The organism is Rhodococcus sp. WWJCD1 (assembly GCF_002258735.1).
Lineage (GTDB): Bacteria > Actinomycetota > Actinomycetes > Mycobacteriales > Mycobacteriaceae > Rhodococcoides.
Genome location: NZ_NOXY01000028.1, coordinates 340,142 through 361,988, shown reverse-complemented (window position 1 = coordinate 361,988; position 21,847 = coordinate 340,142). Strand labels below are relative to the sequence as shown.

Annotated in this window: 20 protein-coding genes; 12 read left to right on the top strand and 8 right to left on the bottom strand. The window is 65.1% G+C overall.

Annotation, left to right across the window (positions count from 1 at the left end; translation table 11 throughout):
- Nucleotides 1-29 precede the first annotated feature (29 nt).
- Complete coding sequence (locus tag CH286_RS22155; RefSeq protein ID WP_094610385.1) at nucleotides 30-1,175, bottom strand: lycopene cyclase family protein; 1,146 nt, start codon at nucleotides 1,173-1,175, stop codon at nucleotides 30-32.
- Nucleotides 1,172-1,960, bottom strand: a complete 789-nt coding sequence (locus tag CH286_RS22150; protein WP_032377843.1) for an SDR family oxidoreductase — start codon at nucleotides 1,958-1,960, stop codon at nucleotides 1,172-1,174. The genes CH286_RS22155 and CH286_RS22150 overlap by 4 nt, the downstream gene beginning before the upstream one ends.
- A 155-nt stretch (nucleotides 1,961-2,115) precedes the next feature.
- Here CH286_RS22150 and CH286_RS22145 point away from each other — a divergent pair, with 155 nt between their 5' ends.
- A complete protein-coding gene (locus CH286_RS22145; RefSeq protein ID WP_032377844.1) occupies nucleotides 2,116-3,747 on the top strand; it encodes an ABC-F family ATP-binding cassette domain-containing protein in 1,632 nt (543 codons plus the stop codon).
- A gap of 31 nt (nucleotides 3,748-3,778) precedes the next feature.
- On the opposite strand, the gene CH286_RS22140 is transcribed toward CH286_RS22145, so the two are convergent.
- Together CH286_RS22140 and CH286_RS22135 are read right to left on the bottom strand one after the other, a co-directional pair.
- Nucleotides 3,779-4,345 carry a TetR/AcrR family transcriptional regulator gene (locus CH286_RS22140; RefSeq protein ID WP_032377845.1) on the bottom strand — a complete coding sequence of 189 codons (567 nt, stop codon included), beginning with the start codon at nucleotides 4,343-4,345 and terminating at the stop codon, nucleotides 3,779-3,781.
- A 116-nt stretch (nucleotides 4,346-4,461) separates the two neighbouring features.
- Nucleotides 4,462-7,272 carry an aconitate hydratase gene (locus CH286_RS22135; RefSeq protein WP_032403387.1) on the bottom strand — a complete coding sequence of 937 codons (2,811 nt, stop codon included), beginning with the start codon at nucleotides 7,270-7,272 and terminating at the stop codon, nucleotides 4,462-4,464.
- 347 nt (nucleotides 7,273-7,619) lie between these two features.
- Between CH286_RS22135 and CH286_RS22130 the strand changes: the two genes are divergently transcribed.
- The 8 genes from CH286_RS22130 (at nucleotide 7,620) to CH286_RS22095 (ending at nucleotide 16,474) form a co-directional block, all read left to right on the top strand.
- The gene (locus tag CH286_RS22130; protein ID WP_032403388.1) at nucleotides 7,620-8,162 is read left to right on the top strand and encodes an Rv1476 family membrane protein; all 543 of its coding nucleotides are present in this window, start codon (nucleotides 7,620-7,622) and stop codon (nucleotides 8,160-8,162) included.
- A gap of 495 nt (nucleotides 8,163-8,657) precedes the next feature.
- The gene (locus CH286_RS22125; RefSeq protein ID WP_094610384.1) at nucleotides 8,658-10,112 is read left to right on the top strand and encodes an NlpC/P60 family protein; all 1,455 of its coding nucleotides are present in this window, start codon (nucleotides 8,658-8,660) and stop codon (nucleotides 10,110-10,112) included.
- 256 nt (nucleotides 10,113-10,368) lie between these two features.
- Nucleotides 10,369-11,631, top strand: a complete 1,263-nt coding sequence (locus CH286_RS22120; protein ID WP_094610432.1) for an AAA family ATPase — start codon at nucleotides 10,369-10,371, stop codon at nucleotides 11,629-11,631.
- A complete protein-coding gene (locus tag CH286_RS22115; protein ID WP_230592489.1) occupies nucleotides 11,628-12,626 on the top strand; it encodes a DUF58 domain-containing protein in 999 nt (332 codons plus the stop codon). The genes CH286_RS22120 and CH286_RS22115 overlap by 4 nt, the downstream gene beginning before the upstream one ends.
- Nucleotides 12,623-13,615 (top strand): VWA domain-containing protein, encoded by a 993-nt coding sequence (locus CH286_RS22110; RefSeq protein ID WP_032403389.1) that lies wholly within the window; start codon nucleotides 12,623-12,625, stop codon nucleotides 13,613-13,615. The genes CH286_RS22115 and CH286_RS22110 overlap by 4 nt, the downstream gene beginning before the upstream one ends.
- A gap of 66 nt (nucleotides 13,616-13,681) precedes the next feature.
- Nucleotides 13,682-14,404, top strand: coding sequence for a 3-oxoacyl-ACP reductase FabG1 (gene fabG1, locus CH286_RS22105; protein ID WP_037150489.1), 723 nt, complete (start codon nucleotides 13,682-13,684; stop codon nucleotides 14,402-14,404).
- A gap of 60 nt (nucleotides 14,405-14,464) precedes the next feature.
- A complete protein-coding gene (gene inhA, locus CH286_RS22100; RefSeq protein ID WP_032377850.1) occupies nucleotides 14,465-15,289 on the top strand; it encodes an NADH-dependent enoyl-ACP reductase InhA in 825 nt (274 codons plus the stop codon).
- A 102-nt stretch (nucleotides 15,290-15,391) separates the two neighbouring features.
- A complete protein-coding gene (locus CH286_RS22095) occupies nucleotides 15,392-16,474 on the top strand; it encodes a ferrochelatase (RefSeq protein ID WP_037150487.1) in 1,083 nt (360 codons plus the stop codon).
- 25 nt (nucleotides 16,475-16,499) lie between these two features.
- Here CH286_RS22095 and CH286_RS22090 read toward each other — a convergent pair whose 3' ends face one another.
- Complete coding sequence (locus tag CH286_RS22090) at nucleotides 16,500-17,330, bottom strand: hypothetical protein (RefSeq protein WP_176458314.1); 831 nt, start codon at nucleotides 17,328-17,330, stop codon at nucleotides 16,500-16,502.
- A gap of 76 nt (nucleotides 17,331-17,406) precedes the next feature.
- Between CH286_RS22090 and CH286_RS22085 the strand changes: the two genes are divergently transcribed.
- The 3 genes from CH286_RS22085 (at nucleotide 17,407) to CH286_RS22075 (ending at nucleotide 19,924) form a co-directional block, all read left to right on the top strand.
- Nucleotides 17,407-18,216, top strand: a complete 810-nt coding sequence (locus CH286_RS22085; protein ID WP_037150670.1) for a DUF3097 domain-containing protein — start codon at nucleotides 17,407-17,409, stop codon at nucleotides 18,214-18,216.
- Nucleotides 18,217-18,304: 88 nt separating this feature from the next.
- Nucleotides 18,305-18,736 carry an NfeD family protein gene (locus CH286_RS22080; RefSeq protein WP_032378478.1) on the top strand — a complete coding sequence of 144 codons (432 nt, stop codon included), beginning with the start codon at nucleotides 18,305-18,307 and terminating at the stop codon, nucleotides 18,734-18,736.
- Between the two features lie 3 nt (nucleotides 18,737-18,739).
- Nucleotides 18,740-19,924 (top strand): SPFH domain-containing protein, encoded by a 1,185-nt coding sequence (locus CH286_RS22075; protein ID WP_032377853.1) that lies wholly within the window; start codon nucleotides 18,740-18,742, stop codon nucleotides 19,922-19,924.
- A 12-nt stretch (nucleotides 19,925-19,936) separates the two neighbouring features.
- Here the strand turns inward: CH286_RS22075 and CH286_RS22070 are convergent, their stop codons facing one another.
- The 3 genes from CH286_RS22070 to CH286_RS22060 are packed head-to-tail and all read right to left on the bottom strand — an operon-like array spanning nucleotide 19,937 to nucleotide 21,790.
- Nucleotides 19,937-20,446 carry a hypothetical protein gene (locus CH286_RS22070; RefSeq protein WP_094610382.1) on the bottom strand — a complete coding sequence of 170 codons (510 nt, stop codon included), beginning with the start codon at nucleotides 20,444-20,446 and terminating at the stop codon, nucleotides 19,937-19,939.
- Nucleotides 20,443-21,042, bottom strand: a complete 600-nt coding sequence (locus CH286_RS22065; RefSeq protein WP_094610381.1) for a hypothetical protein — start codon at nucleotides 21,040-21,042, stop codon at nucleotides 20,443-20,445. The genes CH286_RS22070 and CH286_RS22065 overlap by 4 nt, the downstream gene beginning before the upstream one ends.
- A 31-nt stretch (nucleotides 21,043-21,073) precedes the next feature.
- Nucleotides 21,074-21,790 carry a TVP38/TMEM64 family protein gene (locus CH286_RS22060; RefSeq protein WP_094610380.1) on the bottom strand — a complete coding sequence of 239 codons (717 nt, stop codon included), beginning with the start codon at nucleotides 21,788-21,790 and terminating at the stop codon, nucleotides 21,074-21,076.
- Nucleotides 21,791-21,847: the final 57 nt, after the last annotated feature.

The following is a 21,847-nucleotide window of genomic DNA, read 5'->3' as shown; positions in this document are numbered from 1 at the left end:
CACCCGCGTGTCGACCGTTGGCAGGAAAGTCAGGCTCTGTGCAGCGGTCGAGCTATCGTGCGCGCGATTGCGACCCTGGCCGAGGCCGGAAGCGTGGGGAACATCTTCAGCATTGCGGTCATCGTGCCGATTGCGTCGTCGTGTCCGGAGAGATAAGAACGCTGGAGTTCGACCGGGAGCGAGAAGAAACTGGAGAAGAACTGGGGCACCATCTCCGGTTCCAGACCGAGCGCGGTGCGGAGGCCGAGATTGCGCAGCTTCTGGACCGTCCAGATGTGCACCGCACGGCTTCGTCGCGGATGACCGCCGTCGCGGAACCTCTCTACCAAGTGGTCCGCGGACGCCAGCGATGCCGCGACGCTGTACCCAGTGGCAGGGTGCATCAGGTTGGACCGGGATCCGAAGAGCACAGGACCTCCTCGTCCGGTGTGTACTCGCGAACGCGGCGGCGGTTCGACCGAGAAGCGGACTCGCTCGACGGCCTCGTGCCCAGTGGGTTCGAGATTGCGCTGAGACAGCCGGTGGTGCAATCGCGTACGGAGAACATCCAAGCCGAGCGCAGGTCGACCGACGAGACAGGTCTCCTCGAGCAGGACACGATCGTCATCGAGCGCCACGGCATACAGAAAGCTGGGAGCTTCGCCGGGCGACGCGCCGTTGTCGGTGCGCCAATCCATGAACCAGGCGTCGGTGCCCTCGAGGATCGGTTCGGCGCGCTCCCGTTCGACGACGATGCCGTATGCGGTCTGCTGCGCGAGGTCACGCGAATCGAACGTCCCTCGGGCATCGACGACGTGACCAGCGTCGATGATCGTCCCGTCGGACGTGGTCACGCGGGAACCGGTGACGTCGACGGCCGTTCCAGCGAGCACCTGCACTCGATCGAGAGCCAGAACGCTCTGCAGCGCCGATGTATCCAGCACGCAGTACGTGCGATCGATGATCCGATGGCGGTCGGTCCACACCGCGGGCTCGAGCGCGGTCGAGGCGACTGCGGTCTCGGGTAGCCACGATGGCAGTTCGTCCGCCCAGGCCGAGTACGTCGGCGTCCACGTACGCGACGGGTGTGGATCGAGGGCCAGCACGTCCAGGCCCGCCGCGGAACAGCGGTGAGCGACTGCCCTTCCTGCGGGACCCAGACCCACCACCGCGACGTCGGCCGAGAAATCGTTCACATTCCGCCGGTGGCGAGCAGACCACCGTCCACCCGCACGGTTTCGCCGGTAATCCAGGACGACGCATCCGACACCAGGAAGGCGACAAGCGCCGCCACGTCCTCCGGGTTTCCGAGACGCTTCATCGGGTAGCCGGCGGCCGCCGCGTCTTCGCCGTTGGCGACGAGGGCCTCGGCGAATTTGGTCTTCACGACGCCCGGTGCCACGGCATTCACTCGGATCTTGGGACCCAGTTGCCAGGCAAGCTCCTCGGTGAGCCGAATCAGGGCGGCTTTGGACGCACCGTAAGCCGCGATCACGCCGGTGGAGCGAATGCCTGCCACGCTGGCAATGTTGACGATCGCGCCGCCGTGCTGTCCCATCCAGGCGTGAAATGCCTGCTGGACGAAGCCGAGGGTGCCGACGACGTTCGTATCGAAGATCTTGCTCACGCCGGTCAGATCGGCATCCATCAGCGAGCCGTAGACGGGATTGATACCGGTGTTGTTCACCAGGATGTCCAGCGAACCGAAGGTCTCCACGGTCTGCGCCACGGCGTCGCGTCGATGGTCCGGATCGCCTGCATTGCCGTCCAGTGCAAGCACGGAGTCACCCAGTTCTGCTGCTGCCGCCACGAGAGGTTCGCGCTTACGTGCGGTGATGGCGACATTCGCGCCGCGAGCGAGCAGCTCTGCGGCGATTGCCTTGCCGATGCCCCGGCTGCCGCCGGTGACGAGTGCGGTACGCCCGGTGAGGTCGGGAATCGGTGCGCTGCGTTGGGTGACTGTTTCGGAGGCGTCGGTCATCGACCAGACGTTACCGGTGTCACCGTCGTTCCTGGGTGAGGGCACGTGAATGCTGAGCTAAAATGGGAGTTTGCTGTGCCGTCGTTCGGCGCACCTGTGTTCGCTCGTCGGTCGACGGGCAACGATCTTGTTCGGCAATCGCTAGGAGCTCACGCGTGATCACCGCCACCGACCTGGAAGTTCGTGCCGGTGTGCGGACCCTTCTGTCCACCGAGGGGCCCGCGCTCCGTGTACAGGCAGGCGACCGCATCGGGTTGGTGGGCCGTAACGGTGCAGGCAAGACCACCACTCTGCGCATCCTGGCAGGCGAGGGTGAGCCGTATGCAGGCGAGGTCGTGCGCACCGGAGAGCTCGGTTACCTTCCGCAGGATCCCAAAGAAGGCGACCTCGATGTGCTGGCCAAGGATCGAGTGCTCTCGGCCCGGGGCCTGGACACTCTGCTGCACAGTATGGAGAAGCAGCAGGCGCTGATGGCCGAGGTGGCCGACGAGGCGTTGCTCGACAAGGCCGTCCGCAAGTACGGCGAGCTCGAAGAGCGATTCGCTTCGCTCGGTGGTTACGAAGCCGAGAGCGAAGCAGCTCGCATCTGCAACAGCCTCGGCTTGGCCGACCGCATCCTCGGTCAACCATTGCGGACCCTGTCCGGTGGTCAGCGCCGACGCGTCGAACTGGCTCGCATTCTGTTCGCCGCGTCCGATGGCAGTGGCGGGCGCTCGAACACCACGTTGCTGCTCGACGAGCCGACCAACCACCTCGACGCGGACTCCATCACGTGGCTGCGGGGATTCCTGCAGAACCACGAGGGCGGGCTCATCGTCATCAGCCACGATGTCGAACTGCTCGGTGATGTGGTGAATCGGGTGTGGTTCCTCGATGCCGTGCGCGGTGAGGCCGACATCTACAACATGAACTGGAAGAAGTACCTCGACGCTCGGGCCACGGACGAGCAACGGCGTCGTCGCGAGCGCGCCAACGCCGAGAAGAAGGCGGGCGCACTACGCGTCCAGGCCGCCAAGATGGGGGCCAAGGCGACGAAAGCCGTTGCGGCACAGAACATGGCGAAGCGCGCAGACAAGCTGATGGCCAACCTCGATGCGGAGCGCGTATCCGACAAGGTTGCGCACATTCGCTTTCCCGAGCCGGCTCCGTGCGGCAAGACACCGTTGATGGCCAAGAACCTCACCAAGATGTACGGGTCGCTGGAGATCTTTGCCGGCGTCGACCTGGCCATCGACCGAGGAAGTCGAGTTGTCGTGCTCGGGCTCAACGGTGCGGGCAAGACGACGCTGCTGCGGATCCTCGCGGGCACCGAGAAAGCCGACACCGGCGAGATCGAGCCGGGCCACGGCATGCGTGTGGGCTACTTCGCCCAGGAGCACGACACCCTCGACGATCACGCGTCGGTGTGGGAGAACATCCGGCATGCGGCACCCGACACCGGCGAGCAGGAGCTCAGATCGCTTCTCGGTGCCTTCATGTTCACCGGGCCCCAGCTCGAGCAGCCGGCAGGAACACTCTCGGGCGGTGAGAAGACCCGTCTGGCGCTCGCCGGCCTGGTGTCCTCGGCCGCGAACGTGCTGCTGCTCGACGAGCCGACCAACAACCTCGATCCGATCTCGCGCGAGCAGGTCCTCGACGCGCTACGCAGCTACAAGGGTGCAGTGGTGCTGGTGACTCACGATCCGGGTGCCGCCGAGGCACTCTCACCCGAACGAGTGATCCTCCTTCCCGACGGCACCGAGGATCACTGGTCGCAGGAATACCTGGAACTGATCCAGCTGGCCTGACCCGCAGGCCGGCTCGCCCGGGACATCCCGCTCAGTCCTGCCTGCGGACCGATTCTTCGACCAGATCCAGAATGGCCGAAAGATTGGACCCGCCCTGCCCTGACGCGATTCGGGCGACCAGACCGTCCAGCACGAGGTCCAGGTAATCGGCCAGGACGTCGTTGGGCACGTCATCGCGCAGTTTTCCTGCCGTCTTCTGCCGTTCCAGTCGGCCCAGGGTCGCGTCGGTGAGCTCTGCCGACCGTTCGGCCCAGCTGGTTCGGAAGTCGGCGTCGGTTCGAAGCCGTCGGGTGATCTCGAGCCGCGTTCCGAGCCACTCGAACTGCTCGGGCTGGGCCAGCATGTCTCGCATCACCTGAACCAGACCCTGCGTCGCCGCGACCTCTGCCATGCGACGAGCATCCTCCTGCGCCAACGCGAGGAAGAGACCGTCCTTGTCCTTGAAGTGGTGGAAGATGGCTCCGCGCGAGAGGCCCGTCGCCTCCTCGAGGCGTCGCACCGTCGCGCCCTCGTAGCCGAACTCTCCGAAGCACTTACGCGCACCGTCGAGTATTTCGCTGCGGCGAGCGGCCAGGTGGTCTTCGCTGACCTTGGGCACGTGTGAAACTCCTACTTTCGATGAAGGGGCCCGTACCGATACGGCGATGGGCCCGAAACACGTATCGAGTTCCGGGCCCATCGCTGTGCGTGGCGTGTGTCTTCAGTGCCGTGTGACTAGCCTCTGATCATGTTGCGCAGGACGTACTGCAGGATTCCGCCGTTGCGGTAGTAGTCCGCTTCACCGGGGGTATCGATACGGACCACGGCGTCGAACTCGACCTTGGTTCCGTCTTCCTTGGTCGCGGTCACTGCCATCGTCTTCGGGGTGGTGCCCTCGTTCAGCTTTTCGACGCCGACGATGTCGAACGTCTCGGTTCCGTCGAGCTTGAGCGACGATGCGCTCTCACCGGCCGGGAACTGCAGGGGAACGACGCCCATGCCGATGAGGTTGGAGCGGTGGATGCGCTCGAACGACTCGGTGATGACGGCCTTGACCCCGAGGAGCGAGGTGCCCTTGGCCGCCCAGTCACGGGAGCTTCCCGATCCGTACTCCTTGCCGCCCAGTACGACCAGCGGAATGCCGGCCTTCTGGTAGTTCTGCGACGCGTCGTAGATGAACGACTGCGGTCCACCGTCGAGGGTGAAGTCGCGGGTGTAGCCACCCGAGACGTCGTCGAGCAGCTGGTTCTTCAGACGGATGTTCGCGAAGGTTCCGCGAATCATGACCTCGTGGTTACCGCGGCGCGATCCGAGCGAGTTGTAGTCCTTGCGCTCGACCCCGTGGGAATCAAGGTACTGCGCGGCCGGCGTGCCCGCCTTGATGGGACCTGCCGGGCTGATGTGGTCGGTGGTGACCGAATCGCCGAGCAGGGCCAGCACGCGTGCACCCTTGATGTCCTCGACCGGAGCCGGGTCCATCGTCATGCCGTCGAAGTACGGAGGCTTGCGCACGTACGTCGACTTGGGATCCCACTCGAACGTGTCGCCCTCGGGGGTGGACAGGTTCTGCCAGCGGCTGTCGCCGGCGAAGATGGTCTCGTAGGACTTGCTGAACATGTCCCGGCTGATCGACGACTTGATGGTGTCTTCGATCTCCTGCGAGGACGGCCAGATGTCCTTGAGGTACACGGGGTTGCCCTCGTGGTCCTCGCCGAGTGCGTCGGTCTCGAAGTCGAAGTCCATCGTGCCCGCGAGGCCGTAGGCGATGACCAGCGGCGGCGAAGCCAGGTAGTTCATCTTGACGTCGGGGGAGATGCGACCTTCGAAGTTTCGGTTGCCCGACAGCACAGCGGTGACCGAGAGATCGTTGTCGTTGATCGCCTTCGAGATCGGCTCGAGCAACGGGCCGGTGTTACCGATGCACGTGGTGCAGCCGTAACCACCGAGGTAGTAGCCGAGCTTCTCGAGGTAGGGCCAGAGGCCGGCCTTCTCGTAGTAGTCGGTGACGACCTGCGAGCCGGGGGCCATGTTGGTCTTGACCCACGGCTTGGTGGACAAGCCCTTCTCCACGGCGTTGCGGGCGAGCAGTGCTGCGCCGAGCATGACCGAGGGGTTCGAGGTGTTGGTGCAGGAGGTGATGCCTGCGACCACGACGGCACCGTGATCGAGGACGAACTCGCCTGCCTCGTCGGTGGTGACCCGGATCGGCTTGCTCGGACGACCTTCGGAACCGTATGCGGCAGAACGAACGTCGACGGAATCCTCTTCGGCGAAGCTCAGCGAAGCGGAGTCGCTTGCCGGGAACGATTCGTCGAGGGCCTCGTCGAGCTTGCTGTCACCCTCGTGCTTCGGGTGGTTCTCCTCGACGTAGTTGTGGATGTCCTTGCGGAACGCAACCTTGGACTCGGACAACAGGATTCGGTCCTGCGGTCGCTTCGGTCCCGCAATGGACGGAACGACCGTGTTGAGGTCGAGCTCGATGTACTCGGAGTACACGGCCTCGTTCTTCGGGTCGTGCCACATGCCCTGTTCCTTGGCGTACGCCTCGACGAGCGCGAGCTGCTCGTCGCTGCGGCCGGTGAGGCGCAGGTAGTTGATGGTTTCCTCGTCGATCGGGAAGATCGCTGCGGTGGAACCGAACTCCGGGCTCATGTTGCCCAGGGTGGCGCGGTTCGCGAGCGGAACCTCGGCCACGCCCTCACCGTAGAACTCGACGAACTTACCGACGACGCCGTGCTTGCGCAGCATCTCGGTTGCGGTCAGCACCACGTCGGTCGCGGTGACGCCGGGCTGGATCTCACCGGAGAGCTTGAAGCCGACGACGCGGGGGATGAGCATCGAGACGGGCTGGCCGAGCATGGCCGCCTCGGCTTCGATGCCGCCGACGCCCCAGCCCAGCACACCGAGGCCGTTGACCATCGTGGTGTGCGAGTCGGTGCCGACGCAGGTGTCGGGGTAGGCCTGGCCCTTGCGGGTCATGATCGTCGGCGCGAGGTACTCGATGTTCACCTGGTGCACGATGCCCATGCCCGGGGGGACGACCTTGAAGTCGTCGAAAGCGCCCTGTCCCCAACGCAGGAACTGGTAGCGCTCACCGTTGCGCTCGTACTCGAGGTCGACGTTGCGCTCGAGAGCATCTGCTCGGCCGAAGACATCGAGGATGACCGAGTGGTCGATGACCATGTCGGCGGGGGAGAGGGGGTTGACCTTGTTGGGGTCGCCGCCCAGGGTGGTGACGGCTTCACGCATCGTGGCGAGGTCGACGATGCACGGAACGCCGGTGAAGTCCTGCATGATGACGCGTGCAGGGGTGAACTGGATTTCGAAGCTCGGCTCCGCGGACGGATCCCACGAGGCAATCGAACGAATGTGGTCGGCGGTGATGTTGGCACCGTCCTCGGTGCGAAGGAGATTCTCCGCGAGGACCTTCAGTGCATAGGGCAATTTCTCGGCACCGGGCAAAGCCGACAGTCGGAAGATCTCGTACGAGTTCTCTCCGACTTCGAGGGTGCCCTTTGCACCGAATGAATCATTACTTGCGGTCACTTCAGCTCCACTCGTCTATGAGGCACACCGCCGACGGGGCTGTGTCGACGGTTGAAGCGAGGCGTTGTCCGTGTGTCTCGGCATGGCATCCAGCGTACGAATTGCCTGCGGACGCTCGGGCAGCGTCTCGATGGAAGTCTAACAGTACGCTTGTCCTGTGAAAACGTGCGGGTCCGTTTCTCGGCGGATGCCGACAGAACGACCCGCGTCACAATCCTCACGTACTGTTTCGAGCGACGCAATGAAGGGCGGCCTCAGTTGCTGCCTCGGAGTTGCACGCCTCCCGGGTATCGAGAGCACTGTGACGTAGGGTTTCACGCGACTGGTTCCTACCGACTGGACGAGAGATGCCTGAACCGATTCACGCCGTTTCCCCACTTGCCACCGATATTCCGGCAGGTCTGGACGTCGACAGCATCGTCGCCACGGTCCGCGAGACCGGCGTGAGTGCGCCCGCCGACGAGGAATCAGCGTTGTCCGCAGCTGTGGCTCGCGCAGAAGACCACGGTATCGATCTGAGCATCGTGATCGTGCCGAACGAACCGCGTCACGACTCGCAGCTGCGCGACCTCGCCACCGCTGTCGGTGCACGCGAGGGTGGCACCGTGCTGGTCCTGAGCCCCGGGCAGGTGGGCACGTTCAGCGACTCGATCAGCCGGGTCACCCTCGAAGCCGGTCAAGATCGCACCTACACCGGTAACCACATCGTCGCGGCCGACAATTTCGTGGACACACTCGTCGAGGATCAGACGCCGTGGGGTCTGCTCACCGGTGGACTCGTCGTCGTCGTAGCTGCCGTCGCCACTCTGACTGCAGTTGTCAAGGCCCGCAGATTCCGGGCTCGGGCGACAGCACCCGAGAGCGCGAATCGCGACTCCGGCGAGAATTGACACGACGCGTCGACGCGTCGTTCGGGTGACTGACACCCCACACCCTGGATCCGGCCGTGATCGCGTGACCGTGCCGCAGGAAAAAGTCGGAAAAATTGTTTCCGGCAAACCCCGAGTTCACGGCGTTGTGCCTGGTGGAATTACAAATGTGTCATTTGGGACTGGAGTTTCTTTAGGGTGCAAAGTGTCGTACGGTGCCATTGGCACTGCTGGGGAAGGAGTGTCGCAGAAGGCAGAGTGTCGTCCGTGGGGAACTCGGGAGGCCACTGCTTCGGGTGTGACTGACGTGGTTCGCACCTGTCGTGTCGCTGCGTGCTTCTTTCCCGCCCGGCGATAGCGCTCACCGTCACCTGCGATCGGGGTGGGAACGGCAAGCGCGTCGGCGGCACGACGGTTCGACTCGGACCTGACTGAATGCCGGACCCGAGGGAGATATTCGTGAGCCGACGTCCAGTCCGCGCCACCCGCCGTAAAGCGCTCGTCCGTACCCGATTCATGCTGGTAGGCACCGGCCTCGTCATTGCGTTGATGGCAACCCTTCCCGGAGTTGCCGCCGCCGTGCCGCCGCCACCGCCGAACCCATCCGACAGCGACCTCGCTGCCGCCGGAAGTGCTGTCGATTCGCGCCTGGGCCAGGTCGGTCAGCTCATCGATGCGATCGCGTCGGCCAACCAGCAACTCGCTCGACTCGACGACGAGGTTGCCTCGAAGCGGGAGGGCGTCAACAAGGCCCTCGTGGATCTGCAGAATGCGCGCGACGCAGCGGACGTCGCTGCCGCGGTCGTCGGTGCAGCACAACAGGCACTTGCCGATGCCGGCACCCAAATTCAGGCAGCCCAACGCAAATTCGACGAATTCGCGAAGTCCAGCTACACCCAGGGCTCCGGTGTTGCGTCGATGGCCTCCTTCCTGGGTTCGAGCGGACCGGACGACGTCTTGGATCGCGCCCAAGTACTCAAGGTGCTGTCCAACAGCCAGAATGCGGTGCTCGACGGGCTCCAGCGGGCCCGGACCGAACAGGCGAATCGCGACTCCGCGGCGCGGGACTCGAAGCAGCAGGCAGATGCAGCGGCGTCGGAAGCCGAGGCCAAGAAAGCCGAGGCCGAGCAGGCCATCGCCGAGGCACAAGCTGCTCTGCAGGCCGAGGCCGATCAGAAAGCAGCGATCGAGTCTCAGCGTGACGCTGCCCAGACCGAGCTCGATTCGGCGCGCAGCAATGTCGCTGGCCTGCAGGGTCAGCGCGCGGCCTACGGCGACTGGGAAGCCCAGAAGGCAGCCGAGGATGCGGCCATCGCGGCCGCCACCGCCGCAGCGAAGGAAGCTGCTGTGCAGGCAGCTGCCCGCGTGTCGGCCAACCTCGCGGCGCAGCAGCGCGCAGCGGCCATCGCAGAGGGCCAGCGCTCGCACGTGGACGTGGACGACGATTCGAGCGCGACGACCGACACGGACAGCTCGACCACCACCACGCCTACCAAGCCGAAGACACCGACCAAACCGAAGACGTCCACCACGCCGTCGGTGACCGGAAGCGCGGCCGTCGAGCTGGCGATCGACCGCGGAATGAGCCAACTGGGAGTGCCGTATTCCTGGGGCGGCGGCGACGAGAACGGTCCGACCAAGGGCATCAGGGACGGCGGCGTCGCGGACAGCTACGGCGATTACAACAAGGTCGGGTTCGACTGCTCCGGCCTGATGATCTACGCCTTTGCCGGCCTCGGCATCTCGTTGCCCCACTACACCGGGTATCAGTACACCGCAGGCAAGCAAGTGCCGTCCTCGGACATGAAGCGCGGCGACATGATCTTCTACGGCCCGAACGCCAGCCAGCATGTTGCGCTCTACCTCGGCGACGGCAAGATGCTCGAAGCCCCACAGTCGGGTTCGGTGGTCAAGGTGTCCGACGTGCGATACAGCGGCATGACTCCCTACGCAGTGCGCATGGTGTCCTGAGCACGATCAGGCTCCACTCCGGCCTCTCGAGTCGTTCCGCAGGCTCCACTCCGGCCACGCTGCGGGGGTGCCTTTCGGCGCGCTCGGCGATCACCTGGAATAGTTGATCGCGGCGGTATCGACACGCGCCCGACGATGATCGACTGAAAGCGGTGAATTCTTGGTGACATCACGTGACGGCCGGATTTCGAACGACGAGGAGTCGGCTCACGTCGAGACCTCGACTCGTGATCCACAGGGTGGGGAGCCGAAGCGGGTGGACAGCCCAGGCCTGGCCGAGGACGTCCAGCTTCTCGAGGAGGCCGTGTACGAGGTCAAACGCGTCATCGTCGGTCAGGATCGCCTGGTCGAACGCATTCTGGTCGGATTGCTCGCCCGCGGACACGTACTGCTCGAGGGCGTCCCGGGCGTAGCCAAGACACTTGCCGTCGAGACGTTCGCGCGCGTTGTGGGCGGCTCGTTCTCGCGAGTCCAGTTCACTCCCGACCTGGTTCCGACCGACCTCGTCGGAACCCGGATCTACCGTCAGGGCCGGGAGGAGTTCGACACCGAACTCGGCCCAGTCGTCGCGAACTTCGTCTTGGCCGACGAGATCAACCGGGCACCGGCCAAGGTGCAGTCCGCGTTGCTCGAGGTCATGGCGGAGCGTCATGTCACCATCGGTGGCCGGACCTTCCCGATGCCCGATCCGTTCCTGGTGATGGCAACGCAGAACCCCATCGAGAACGAGGGCGTGTACCCCCTTCCCGAGGCTCAGCGCGACAGATTCCTGTTCAAGATCGTCGTCGACTACCCGACGGTCGAGGAAGAACGCGAGATCGTCTACCGCATGGGCATCAAGGCACCCGAGCCCAAGCAGATCCTCGACCCGGTCGAGTTGGTTCGGCTGCAGAATCTGGCCAGCTCGGTGTTCGTGCACCATGCGCTCGTCGACTACGTCGTTCGGGTCATCGCTGCCACACGTACGCCCGAGCAGTTCGGCCTGGACGACGTGGCCAGCTGGATCGCCTACGGTGCATCACCGCGCGCAACGCTCGGAATCATCGCGGCGTCGAGGGCTCTCGCTCTGCTCCGTGGACGCGACTACGTGGTGCCGCAGGACGTGCTCGAGGTCATTCCCGACGTGCTTCGGCACCGGCTCGTGTTGTCCTACGACGCCCTCGCGGACGAGGTGACTCCCGAGACGGTCATCTCTCGAGTGCTGCAGACCGTCGGTTTGCCGCAGGTGTCGCCGCAGGCGGTTCCGGTGCCGCAGAGCAACGGAGCCGGTCCGGACGGCCCGCACTTCGACGGCCGTCAAGCCGGGCCGCAGGGACAGTATCCGGCCCAGGGGCAGTATCCCGCTCCCGGCCAGTTCCCCGCTCCGGGCCAATTTCCCGGACAGGGACAGGTACAGCCGCAATCGCAGCAGCCAGGACCTCAGCAGCCTCCGCAGGGCGGCGGTCAGTACGGTCAGCCGGCACCATCGCTGCAGAAGCCGTCGGGTGACGGATCGTCGATCGGTACGCCGGGTCAGTGAGCGGATCCGACACCGCTCCCGTGACTGCCGGCAGTACCGGCGTTTCTCGGCCGCCGTCCTTCCGCTCGGGTGAGCTTCGTGATCCGAAGTTGGCTGCAGCGTTGCGAACCTTGGAACTGACGGTGCGCCGACGGCTGGACGGGGTACTGCACGGAGACCATCTCGGGCTGATTCCAGGTCCCGGTTCCGAGCCAGGCGACGCCAGGGAGTACCAGCCCGGCGACGACGTTCGCCAGATGGATTGGTCGGTCACGGCGCGCACGACGCATCCGCACGTGCGCCAGTCCGTGGCCGATCGTGAACTCGAGACCTGGCTCGTGGTCGACCTGTCGGCCAGCCTCGACTTCGGCACCACCGGGTGCGAGAAACGGGATCTGGCCGTTGCGGCTTCGGCCGCCATCACACATCTGTCGGGCGGCGGTGGTAATCGAATCGGCGCGGTGGTGGCCACCGGTGCCAGCACCACTCGCATTCCGGCACGAGGTGGTCGCGTACACACCCAGTCGATGCTGCGTGCGATCGCCACGACGCCCTCGGCCGAGGACGGTGTACGCGGCGATCTTCGGGCGGCCATCGAAGCTCTGCGGCGGCCGGAGCGACGCCGCGGGATGGCGGTGGTGATCAGTGACTTTCTCGGGCCCATCGACTGGGAACGATCCCTTCGCGCCATCTCGGCCAGACACGACGTGCTGGCCGTCGAAGTACTCGACCCGCGTGACCTCGAACTACCCGACGTCGGCGACGTCGTGCTGCACGATCCGGAGTCCGGCCGCACCCGCGAATTCAGCACGACGCCTCGGCTGCGAGCAGACTTCGCCCGTGCCGCGGCAGCGCACCGCGACGACGTGGAGAAGGCGCTACGGCGCTGCGGAGCGCCCCGTCTGACACTGCGTACCGACGGTGATTGGATCGCTGACGTCGTCCGCTTCGTCACTGCGCGCAGACACACCATCGGATCCGGTTTCACCAATACTGCTCGGACCGGTACGCGATGAGCCTGACCGATTTCGCTTCCCCGTGGTGGCTCGGGTTTCTCGTCGTCGTCATCGCGCTCACTGTCGGCTACATCTGGGTCCAACGGCGCAAGCAGAAGCACGTTCTTCGCTTCTCCAACATGGAGCTGCTCGAGTCGGTCGCGCCCGCCCGCCCGAACCGACTGCGACACCTACCCACCGCTCTGGTGCTGGTCGGTCTGCTGTTTCTGACGGTCGCGATGGCGGGTCCTACGGCGGACGAGCGCGTACCACGCAACCGGGCCACCGTCATGCTCGTCATCGACGTCTCGCTGTCGATGGAGGCCACCGACGTCGAGCCGACCCGGTTGGCCGCTGCTCAGGAAGCCGCGAAGTCCTTCGCCGACGGTCTGACGCCAGGAATCAACCTCGGGTTGGTCGCATTCGCGGGCACCGCGTCCGTACTGGTATCGCCCACGGCCAACCGCGAAGCCACCAAGTCCGCCATCGACAAGCTGCAGCTCAGCGAGCGAACGGCCACCGGTGAGGCGATCTTCACGTCGCTGCAGTCGATCGACACTCTCGGAGCGATCCTCGGCGGCGGCGACGCGGCACCTCCGGCGCGCATCGTGCTGCTCTCGGACGGCAAGCAGACCGTTCCGCAGAACCTCGACGACCCACGCGGCGGGTACACCGCGGCGCGGGCAGCCAAGGACAAAGGCGTGCCGATCTCCACCATCTCGTTCGGCACGAGCTACGGCTCGGTCGAAATCGAGGACGAGGGTGGGGTCGAAAGAGTGCCGGTACCCGTCGACGATCCGTCCCTGCGCGAGATCGCGACTCTCTCCGGCGGCAGCTTCTTCACCGCGTCGTCGCTCGAGGACCTGCGCGACGTGTACGACACCCTCGAGGAGCAGATCGGTTTCGAGATCACTCGCGGAGACGCGTCGCGTCCGTGGTTGATTCTCGGTGTCCTGTTCATCTCGACGGGGTTGGGTTCGGCTTTGGTGATGCGACAACGATTGCCGTGATCGCTGTTATTACTCACCAGTAAGTTTCGCTTTGTCATTCCAGGACGAACAGATAGGTTGCTAGGCATGTCCACACCTGACTTCATCGCGCGATCGGTACTCGTCACCGGAGGTAACCGGGGTATCGGTCTGGCCATCGCCCAACGGCTCCAAGCCGACGGACACAAGGTGGCCGTCACCCACCGCGGATCGGGAGCGCCCGACGGTCTGTTCGGAGTCGTCTGCGACGTCACCGACACCGACTCGGTCGACGCAGCCTTCAAGGAGGTCGAGGAGAAGCAGGGTCCAGTCGAGGTGCTGGTGGCCAACGCGGGCATCACCGACGACACGTTGCTGATGCGGATGACCGAGGATCAGTTCCAGCGGGTCATCGATGCAAACCTCACCGGAGCCTTCCGCGTCGCCAAGCGCGCCAACCGCGCCATGCTGCGCGCACGCTGGGGCCGGATGATCTTCCTGAGTTCGGTCGTGGCCATGGCCGGTGGACCGGGGCAGATCAATTACGCGGCGTCCAAGGCGGGCGTCATCGGGATGGCTCGGTCGATCACGAGGGAACTGGGTTCGCGGTCCATCACGGCGAATGTCGTGTCCCCGGGGTTCATCGAAACCGACATGACCGCGGAGCTCTCGGACGACCTGCGCGGCAAGGCAAAGGAATTCATCCCCCTTCAACGTCTCGGTCAGCCCGAGGACGTCGCGGCCGTCGTGAGCTTCCTCGCGGGACCGGACTCTTCGTACGTATCCGGCGCGGTCATCCCCGTCGACGGCGGTATGGGTATGGGGCACTGAAGTCCTACTCGCACAACGGTTTCGATAGACGTACACCTCCGAATTAAGGAAAACAGCACTATGGGCGGATTGCTCGAAGGCAAGACCATTCTGATCACCGGCATCATCACCGACGCGTCGATCGCGTTTCACGCCGCAGCCATGGCGCAGGAGCAGGGTGCCAAGGTGATCATCACCGGCTTCGATCGGCTCCGGCTCATCGACCGGATCGCGCAGCGCCTCCCCAAGGAGGTGCCCCCGGCGATCGAGCTCGACGCCACCAACGAGGAGCACCTCGCCGCGCTGGCGGATCGAGTACGCGAAGTGGCCCCCGAGGGCATCGACGGGGTCCTGCACTCCATCGCCTTCGCACCCCGCACCCTGATGGGACCGGACGCCAAGCCGTTCCTCGACGGCCCCGGCCCCGATGCCGCGAGGGCATTCGAGATCTCTGCGTGGAGTTACGCGTCGCTCGCGCGCGCCGTGCTCCCGGTCATGAACGAGGGTGGCTCGATCGTCGGAATGGACTTCGATCCGCGCACCTCGATGCCGTACTACAACTGGATGGGTGTGGCCAAGGCTGCCCTCGAGTCGGTGAACCGTTACGTGGCACGGGAAGTGGGCGCAGCCAAGCGTATCCGCTCCAATCTTGTTGCCGCAGGGCCGATCAGGACTCTCGCCGCCAAGGCGATTGCGGGTACCGCAACCGGTGATGCGGCCAAGATGGACCAGCTGAACGTGTACTGGGACGGTGCTGCCCCGATCGGCTGGGATGTCAACGACCCCACTGTTGTCGCCAAGTCCATCGTTGCGCTCCTGTCGGATTGGCTGCCCGGCACCACCGGATCCATCGTGTACGTCGACGGTGGAGCGAGCCACAACACGTACCTGCCCGAAAACATGTGACGCCGCGGTGAGTGGAGTCCGACGTGGGCTCGCTCACCGTAGGTTTCGTCGACCGATTGTGCCCCTGCCGCAGCCCTGCTGCGGCAGGGGCACAATGGATTCATGACCACCCCTGGAGATTTCGACGCACTGTTGGTGCTCTCGTTCGGCGGACCGGAAAAGCCTGCCGACGTTCGCCCGTTTCTCGAGAACGTCACTCGCGGACGCGGTGTTCCGCCCGAGCGTCTCGACGCCGTCGTCGAGCACTACATGCATTTCGGGGGTGTCTCCCCGATCAACGAGCTCAATCGAAACATCATCTCTGCATTGCAGGCCGAATTCGATTCGGCTGGAATCGATCTGCCGATCTACTTCGGAAACCGCAACTGGCATCCGATGATCGAGGACACCGTGGCGACCATGAAGTCGGACGGAATCGGCAACGCCTTGGTGTTCCCGACGTCGGCATGGGGCGGCTACTCCGGGTGCAGGCAGTATCACGAGGACATCGCCCGAGCCCGCGACGCAGTGGGCGACGGTGCACCGCACCTGCTCAAGATCCGGCAGTACTACGACCACCCACTGATGGTCGACGCTTTCACCGATGCCGTCGCATCGGCGCGAGCCTCACTGCCCGAGCAGCACCGCGCCGGTGCACGCCTGGTGTTCACCGCGCACTCCATTCCCTCTGCCGCGGACGCCAATGCGGGCCCGCCCGAAGACGGCGGTCACCTCTACAGCCGTCAGGTAGCCGAGGCCTCGAGGCTCGTTGCGGCCGCGTCCGGTGTCGAGGACTACGACCTGGTGTGGCAGTCCCGATCGGGACCGCCACAGGTTCCGTGGCTGGACCCCGACATCTGTGACCATCTCGAAGCGCTCTCGGCTCGGTCGGTCGAGTCGGTGATCGTGTGTCCGATCGGATTCGTGTCCGACCATCTCGAGGTCGTGTGGGATCTGGACACCGAGGCCGAGGAGAAGGCTCGCGAACTCGGGATGGCCTTCGCCCGCGCTGGAACCCCCGGGTCGGATGTGCGTTTTTCCAAGATGATTCGCGAGCTCGTCGACGAGTACCGCCTCGGTGCCGACTGCCGCGGGCTCGGACGCGTGCCGGGCTACGGTTCGACGCTGGACGGAAATCGCTGCGCCGTCGGCTGCTGCGAGCAACCGACCCGGCCGGCTCGTCCTGCCGGGGCCGCTTCCCGATAGTCGCCGATCGAACGACCGACGGGAATCAAGCGGAGTGCATCCCCGCTTCGATGCTCGTCGCGACCGCGATGGTGCGGGCAGTACGGACAGCAGCCCACAGCGGCCGAACCAACTCCTCGCGCGCCGCAGCAGCTGTCGCGGTGGGGGCTTCCGACGGAGCAGACCCCGCCGCGACGGTCAGAATGGCCGCAACCCGGTCTGCCGATTCGAGTACCCGGAATGCCCTGTCCGACATCTCGGCGGGGTAGCGATGCCGGGCCGCGTCGGCGATCAGTGCGGCGATGCGGGCGCGTGGATCGGATTGCAGGGTTCGGGTGGGGAGCGACTGCATCTGGGCGAGAGCGTCCGCCGCGCCGCGAACGGCCTCGCGCATCTCGTATTCGGCCTCGCCCAAGCCTTGTTCCCGATGGCCGTGCTCGGGAACGACTATCGAATACACGGTCCAGCGCAACACATCCGGTCCCTCGACGATCGGCACCACTCCGATCCCGTGGTTGCCCGAGGCACCGACTATCACGGCCTGCCCGGCGTTCAGGGCGGCGCGCGAGAAGTCCGTGTTCGCCGGCAGTCCGCTGACTGCGCCTGGGGCAGGCAGAACGAGTCTGACCCGGTCGTCTCCGACTGCAGACCGCATCTCTGCCCCTGCGGTGGCCCTGATCGCCTGCAGCAGGCCTGCGATGCCCTCGACGTAACCGGGATGCTGCAGTCCGAAGCTCGCGGCCGCACCCGCATCGCCCGCACCCACCAGATGCATCGGAGCCCACTCGGACATGGCGTCGATGACGTCGTCCGGTGAGCTGGCACCAGCCAGCCAGGAACTGGCCCACAGGGCAAGACTCGCACTCGAAGAACACACGACTCACGAGCATAGGTCGGCGTGGCGAACCGTGCTCGGGACGCCGGTGTCGCTAGCGTTGACCGCCGTGAACGACATGTACGGCGGAGACATTCTCAAAGGGCACAGTCGGATGCGGAAGGTGCCGGCGCCGGAAGTTCCGGCCGAGCGCGGACTGGTCGTCGAAGACGCCGGAACCGGTTACTGCGGTGCGGTGGTCGGATTCGAGCGCACTTATGACGGAGACTTCGTCCGACTCGAGGACGGTGCCCGTACCACGCGTCTGTTCGCCCTGCGCGAAGCCGCGTTCCTGATCGACGGCCGTCGGGTGACTCTGGTCCGCCCGAAGCCCGCCGCTGCGACACCGCAGCAGACGCGCTCTGCCTCCGGGTCCACCAAAGTCGAGGGACTGCGGGCACGAACGGCCCGCGCGAGCCGGATCTGGGTCGAAGGGGTGCACGACGCGGCCCTCGTGGAAAGTGTGTGGGGCCACGATCTTCGAGTGGAGGGAGTGGTCGTCGAGCACCTGGAAGGTCTGGACAACCTGGGGGAGCGATTGGCTGATTTCGGTCCAGGCCCCGGCCGGCGCGTCGGAGTGTTGGTGGACCATTTGGTGACCGGCTCCAAGGAGTCGAAGTTGACGAGGTCGCTGGGCGAGCACGTGCTGGTCACCGGGCATCCGTTCATCGACGTCTGGGAGGCGGTCAAGCCTGCTGCTGTCGGTATCGATGTCTGGCCGAAGATCCCGCGGGGCGAGGATTGGAAGACCGGAATCTGCCGAGAGCTGGGGTGGGGGAGTCCGCGGGAGGGATGGCGTCGGGTGTATTCGTCGGTGTCGAGCTTTCGTGACCTCGAGGCACCGTTGATCGGAGCGGTCGAACAATTGGTCGACTTCGTGACCGAGTGAACGCTCTGTACTGCTGAACGCCCAGGTCAGGCCGTTCCGCAGGCTTCACTCCACCGCCGGATGTCCGATTCGTGATTGGATGGAGGCTGTGGCAGCGATCATTTGGCTCATAGCGGCAGTGGTGCTCGCCGGTGCCGAGGCACTGACGGGTGACTTCTTCCTTCTGATGATTGCCGGCGGTGCCCTGGGTACTGCCGGTGTCTCTGCTCTCACGGATTTCCCGGTGTGGGCCGATGCGATCGTCTTCGGTGTCCTCTCTCTGGCGCTGGTTCTCGGGTTGCGACCGATTCTGTTGCGGCGCTTCGCGAATCCGCCCGATACCCCGATGGGCATGGCGGCACTCACCGGCAAGAGTGCCGTGGTGCTCGAGCAGGTCACTGCGCACGAAGGCCAGATCAAGCTCGGTGGTGAGGTGTGGACCGCTCGTCCACTCGACGAGACCGAGGTCTATGCCCCGGGTACCACCGTGACCGTGATGGAAATAGACGGCGCTACCGCCGTCGTATGGAAGGGACCGTAGCCAGTGGAAGCACTCATCGCACTGGCTGTCATCGTCGTGTTCGTCGCGGTGCTGATGGCCAAGTCCATCTCGATCGTCCCGCAAGCCGAGGCAGCCGTGATCGAGCGACTCGGTCGCTACACGCGCACCGTGTCCGGTCAGCTCACGGTCCTCGTACCGTTCGTCGACCGCATTCGTGCCAAGGTCGACCTGCGCGAGCGGGTCGTGTCGTTTCCCCCGCAGCCGGTGATCACCAAGGACAACCTGACCGTGTCGATCGACACCGTCGTCTACTTCCAGGTGACCAATCCGCAATCGGCCGTGTACGAGATCAACAATTACATCGTCGGCGTCGAGCAGTTGACGACCACCACGCTGCGCAACGTCGTCGGTGGAATGACGCTGGAAGAGACGCTCACGTCGCGTGATTCGATCAACGGTCAACTCCGCGTCGTGCTGGACGAGGCGACCGGCCGATGGGGCCTGCGAGTGGCCCGAGTGGAGCTCAAGAGCATCGATCCGCCGCCCTCGATTCAGGAGTCGATGGAGAAGCAGATGAAGGCCGATCGCGAGAAGCGAGCGACCATCCTCACTGCCGAAGGACATCGTGAATCGGCGATCAAGACAGCCGAGGGTGACAAGCAGAGTCGAATTCTTGCAGCCGAGGGTGGCAAGCAGGCAGCGATTCTCACCGCCGAGGGTGAGCGGCAGTCGCGCATCCTGCGAGCGCAGGGTGACCGTGCCGCGAAGTACCTCGAAGCTCAGGGTCAGGCCAAGGCGATCGAGAAGGTGTTCGGTGCGATCAAGGCCGGCAAGCCCACGCCCGAGTTGCTCGCGTACCAGTACATGCAGACGCTGCCGCAGATGGCTCAGGGCGACGCCAACAAGGTGTGGATGATCCCGAGCGATTTCGGCGATGCGCTCAAGGGCTTCGCCAAGACACTCGGTGCTCCCGGCGAGGACGGGGTGTTCCGCTACGAGCCCAACGAGTCGGCGGGCAACGAGCCCAAGCCCGAGGACGACTCGGACGAGGTAGCCGAATGGTTCGAGACCAAGACCGATCCGGCGGTCGCCGAGGCGGTCAAGGCTGCAGAAGCAGTGGCGCGCAAGCCGGTCGACACGTCGTTGGCTGCGTCTCCGGAACTCTCGAAGGGCTTCGACGTCGGTGCCCTCTCGGCGTCGCCCGAGGCGGAGCCGGAACAGCGCTGAGATTTTCGGTGATCAGTTGAACAGGGCGGTTCCTACACCGGCAGCGGCCAGGGCCCACAGCACGCTGGCGAAGGTGCCGATGATGAACTGTTCGGAGGCATGGGATTCGCGCAGCTCGGGATAGCGCGCGAGTCCCTTGACTGCGAGCACGATGGCGATCCCTTCCGGCCAACCGGCGAGGATCGACACGGCAACGGCCACGCGTTCGAGGATGCCGATGGTCAGTCCACCACGAAGCGGCTCGACCGGATCGTCTCCGGTCGAGTCGCTTTGTCGTCGTGCGACGCGAAACACGGTGGGTACCATCGCTGTTCCGCCCAGGGCCGCAGCGAGGACGGTGAGGACCACTCCGATGGCGTGGCCGAGACCGTAGGCCGGTCCGGCCACCGTGGCCAGGATCGCCGCTGCCGCGAGCAGACTCGACGCGGCGGCGGTGGGCAACCATCGGCGAATTCCGGTGCCGGCGGGGATGGTGGCGGCGCCTGCGGTCAGTGCCAGTAGCACCAGGGTGGCAACGATCATGGCCGATGGCTTCCCGTCGTGTTCGCGGTGTCGAGCAATCGAGTCGCCAGGGTGCGGCCCGCGTTCTCCACCTGCCAGCCGGCGACGGAGAGTCGTTGCGACATAGCTTGTTTGCTGATCTTCAACCGCTCTGCCGCGTCGGTCTGCGACAACCCGTCCTCCATGAGTGCAACCGCTTCGCGGCCGTTGTCCGATCGGCGGCCGATCAGGAGGGCAACAAGGGTGAATGCCGTCTCCGCATCTTCGGCGGCAGTGGGCTCGGGGCCGGAGACGGCAAGCGCGGCGGGGGTTCCCTTGGCTCTGGTCACAGCGTCTCGAGCTGCCTCGAAAGCCGGACCACGTCCGGCTCGCGTGGTTTCCGGTAGTGGAAGCTCTACGGAACCGATGCCGATTCCTACGCTCCATTGTGGTGTGGATACCAGTTCGAGCGCGATGGAGACGACGGTGGCGGCGTCCTCGCACACGGCTTGGACTTCGTCTCCTGCCGTGCGATCGAAAGGACGGATCAGCCCGTGGTCGCGATACCGGTCGAGCAGTTCGGGCACCCGATCGATATCACGTCTACTTCGACGTTGGTCCACGGTCAGAACGAACATTGGACAAGGCTAGGTCGTTGATTTGGAATAGTCAAGCTTCAAGGCTTGATTTATCGGAGTCAAGGCTCCCGCCCTGCTGACTGCCGGCAGGAACACGCTCCGACTTCGAGCCGCGCGAGAGCCGCCAATCCACCACCAGGCCGCTCAGTCCGATCGCGATGCAGACCGCGGACAGCACCAGCAGCACCGGATGCGTCTCACCTCCGATGGCGCCGCCGATCACGACGATCCCGAGAGTGCCCGGCAGCATGCCGATCGCGGTCGCCACGGCGAACGGCACGAGACGCACCGCCGATACACCGCAGGCGTAGTTCACCAACGAGAACGGCACCGGGGCGATCAAACGCAGGGAGCCGACGGCGAGCCAGCCTCTCCGGCGAAGGCTGTCGTCGACCGAGTCCAGGGCCGAATGGGACATTCGAGCTGCCACGGCCTCGCGTCCGATCGCGCGGACCAGCAACAGAGCCAGGATTGCGCTGACCGTCGACGCTCCGATAGTGACGGCCAGGCCGGTCAGCGGCCCGAACAGAACTCCGGCACTGAGTGTGAACAGGGTTCTCGGGACCGGCGCGATGGTCACGATCGCGTGCACGGCGAAGAAAGCGAGCGGGAACGCAGGCCCGACGGCTGTTCCCCACCGGCGAATCTCTTCGACACTCGGATGGGGAGCGAACACGGCCACGAGGGCGAAGACGACGATCACCGCCACCAGCGCGATCAGTCGGAGGTCGCGCAGGTGCCGGGTCACGAGAGGCCAGCGTACCGGCGCAAGGTGACACCTTCGCCATCTCGGAGTTCGACGACC

Coding starts and splice junctions, on each gene's coding strand:
- CH286_RS22150 (WP_032377843.1), bottom strand. CDS start 1,960: ATGACCGACGCCTCCGAAACAGTCACCCAACGCAGCGCACCGATTCCC.
- CH286_RS22130 (WP_032403388.1), top strand. CDS start 7,620: ATGCCTGAACCGATTCACGCCGTTTCCCCACTTGCCACCGATATTCCG.
- CH286_RS22125 (WP_094610384.1), top strand. CDS start 8,658: ATGCTGGTAGGCACCGGCCTCGTCATTGCGTTGATGGCAACCCTTCCC.
- CH286_RS22110 (WP_032403389.1), top strand. CDS start 12,623: ATGAGCCTGACCGATTTCGCTTCCCCGTGGTGGCTCGGGTTTCTCGTC.
- fabG1 (WP_037150489.1), top strand. CDS start 13,682: ATGTCCACACCTGACTTCATCGCGCGATCGGTACTCGTCACCGGAGGT.
- inhA (WP_032377850.1), top strand. CDS start 14,465: ATGGGCGGATTGCTCGAAGGCAAGACCATTCTGATCACCGGCATCATC.
- CH286_RS22095 (WP_037150487.1), top strand. CDS start 15,392: ATGACCACCCCTGGAGATTTCGACGCACTGTTGGTGCTCTCGTTCGGC.
- CH286_RS22085 (WP_037150670.1), top strand. CDS start 17,407: ATGTACGGCGGAGACATTCTCAAAGGGCACAGTCGGATGCGGAAGGTG.
- CH286_RS22070 (WP_094610382.1), bottom strand. CDS start 20,446: ATGATCGTTGCCACCCTGGTGCTACTGGCACTGACCGCAGGCGCCGCC.
- CH286_RS22065 (WP_094610381.1), bottom strand. CDS start 21,042: ATGTTCGTTCTGACCGTGGACCAACGTCGAAGTAGACGTGATATCGAT.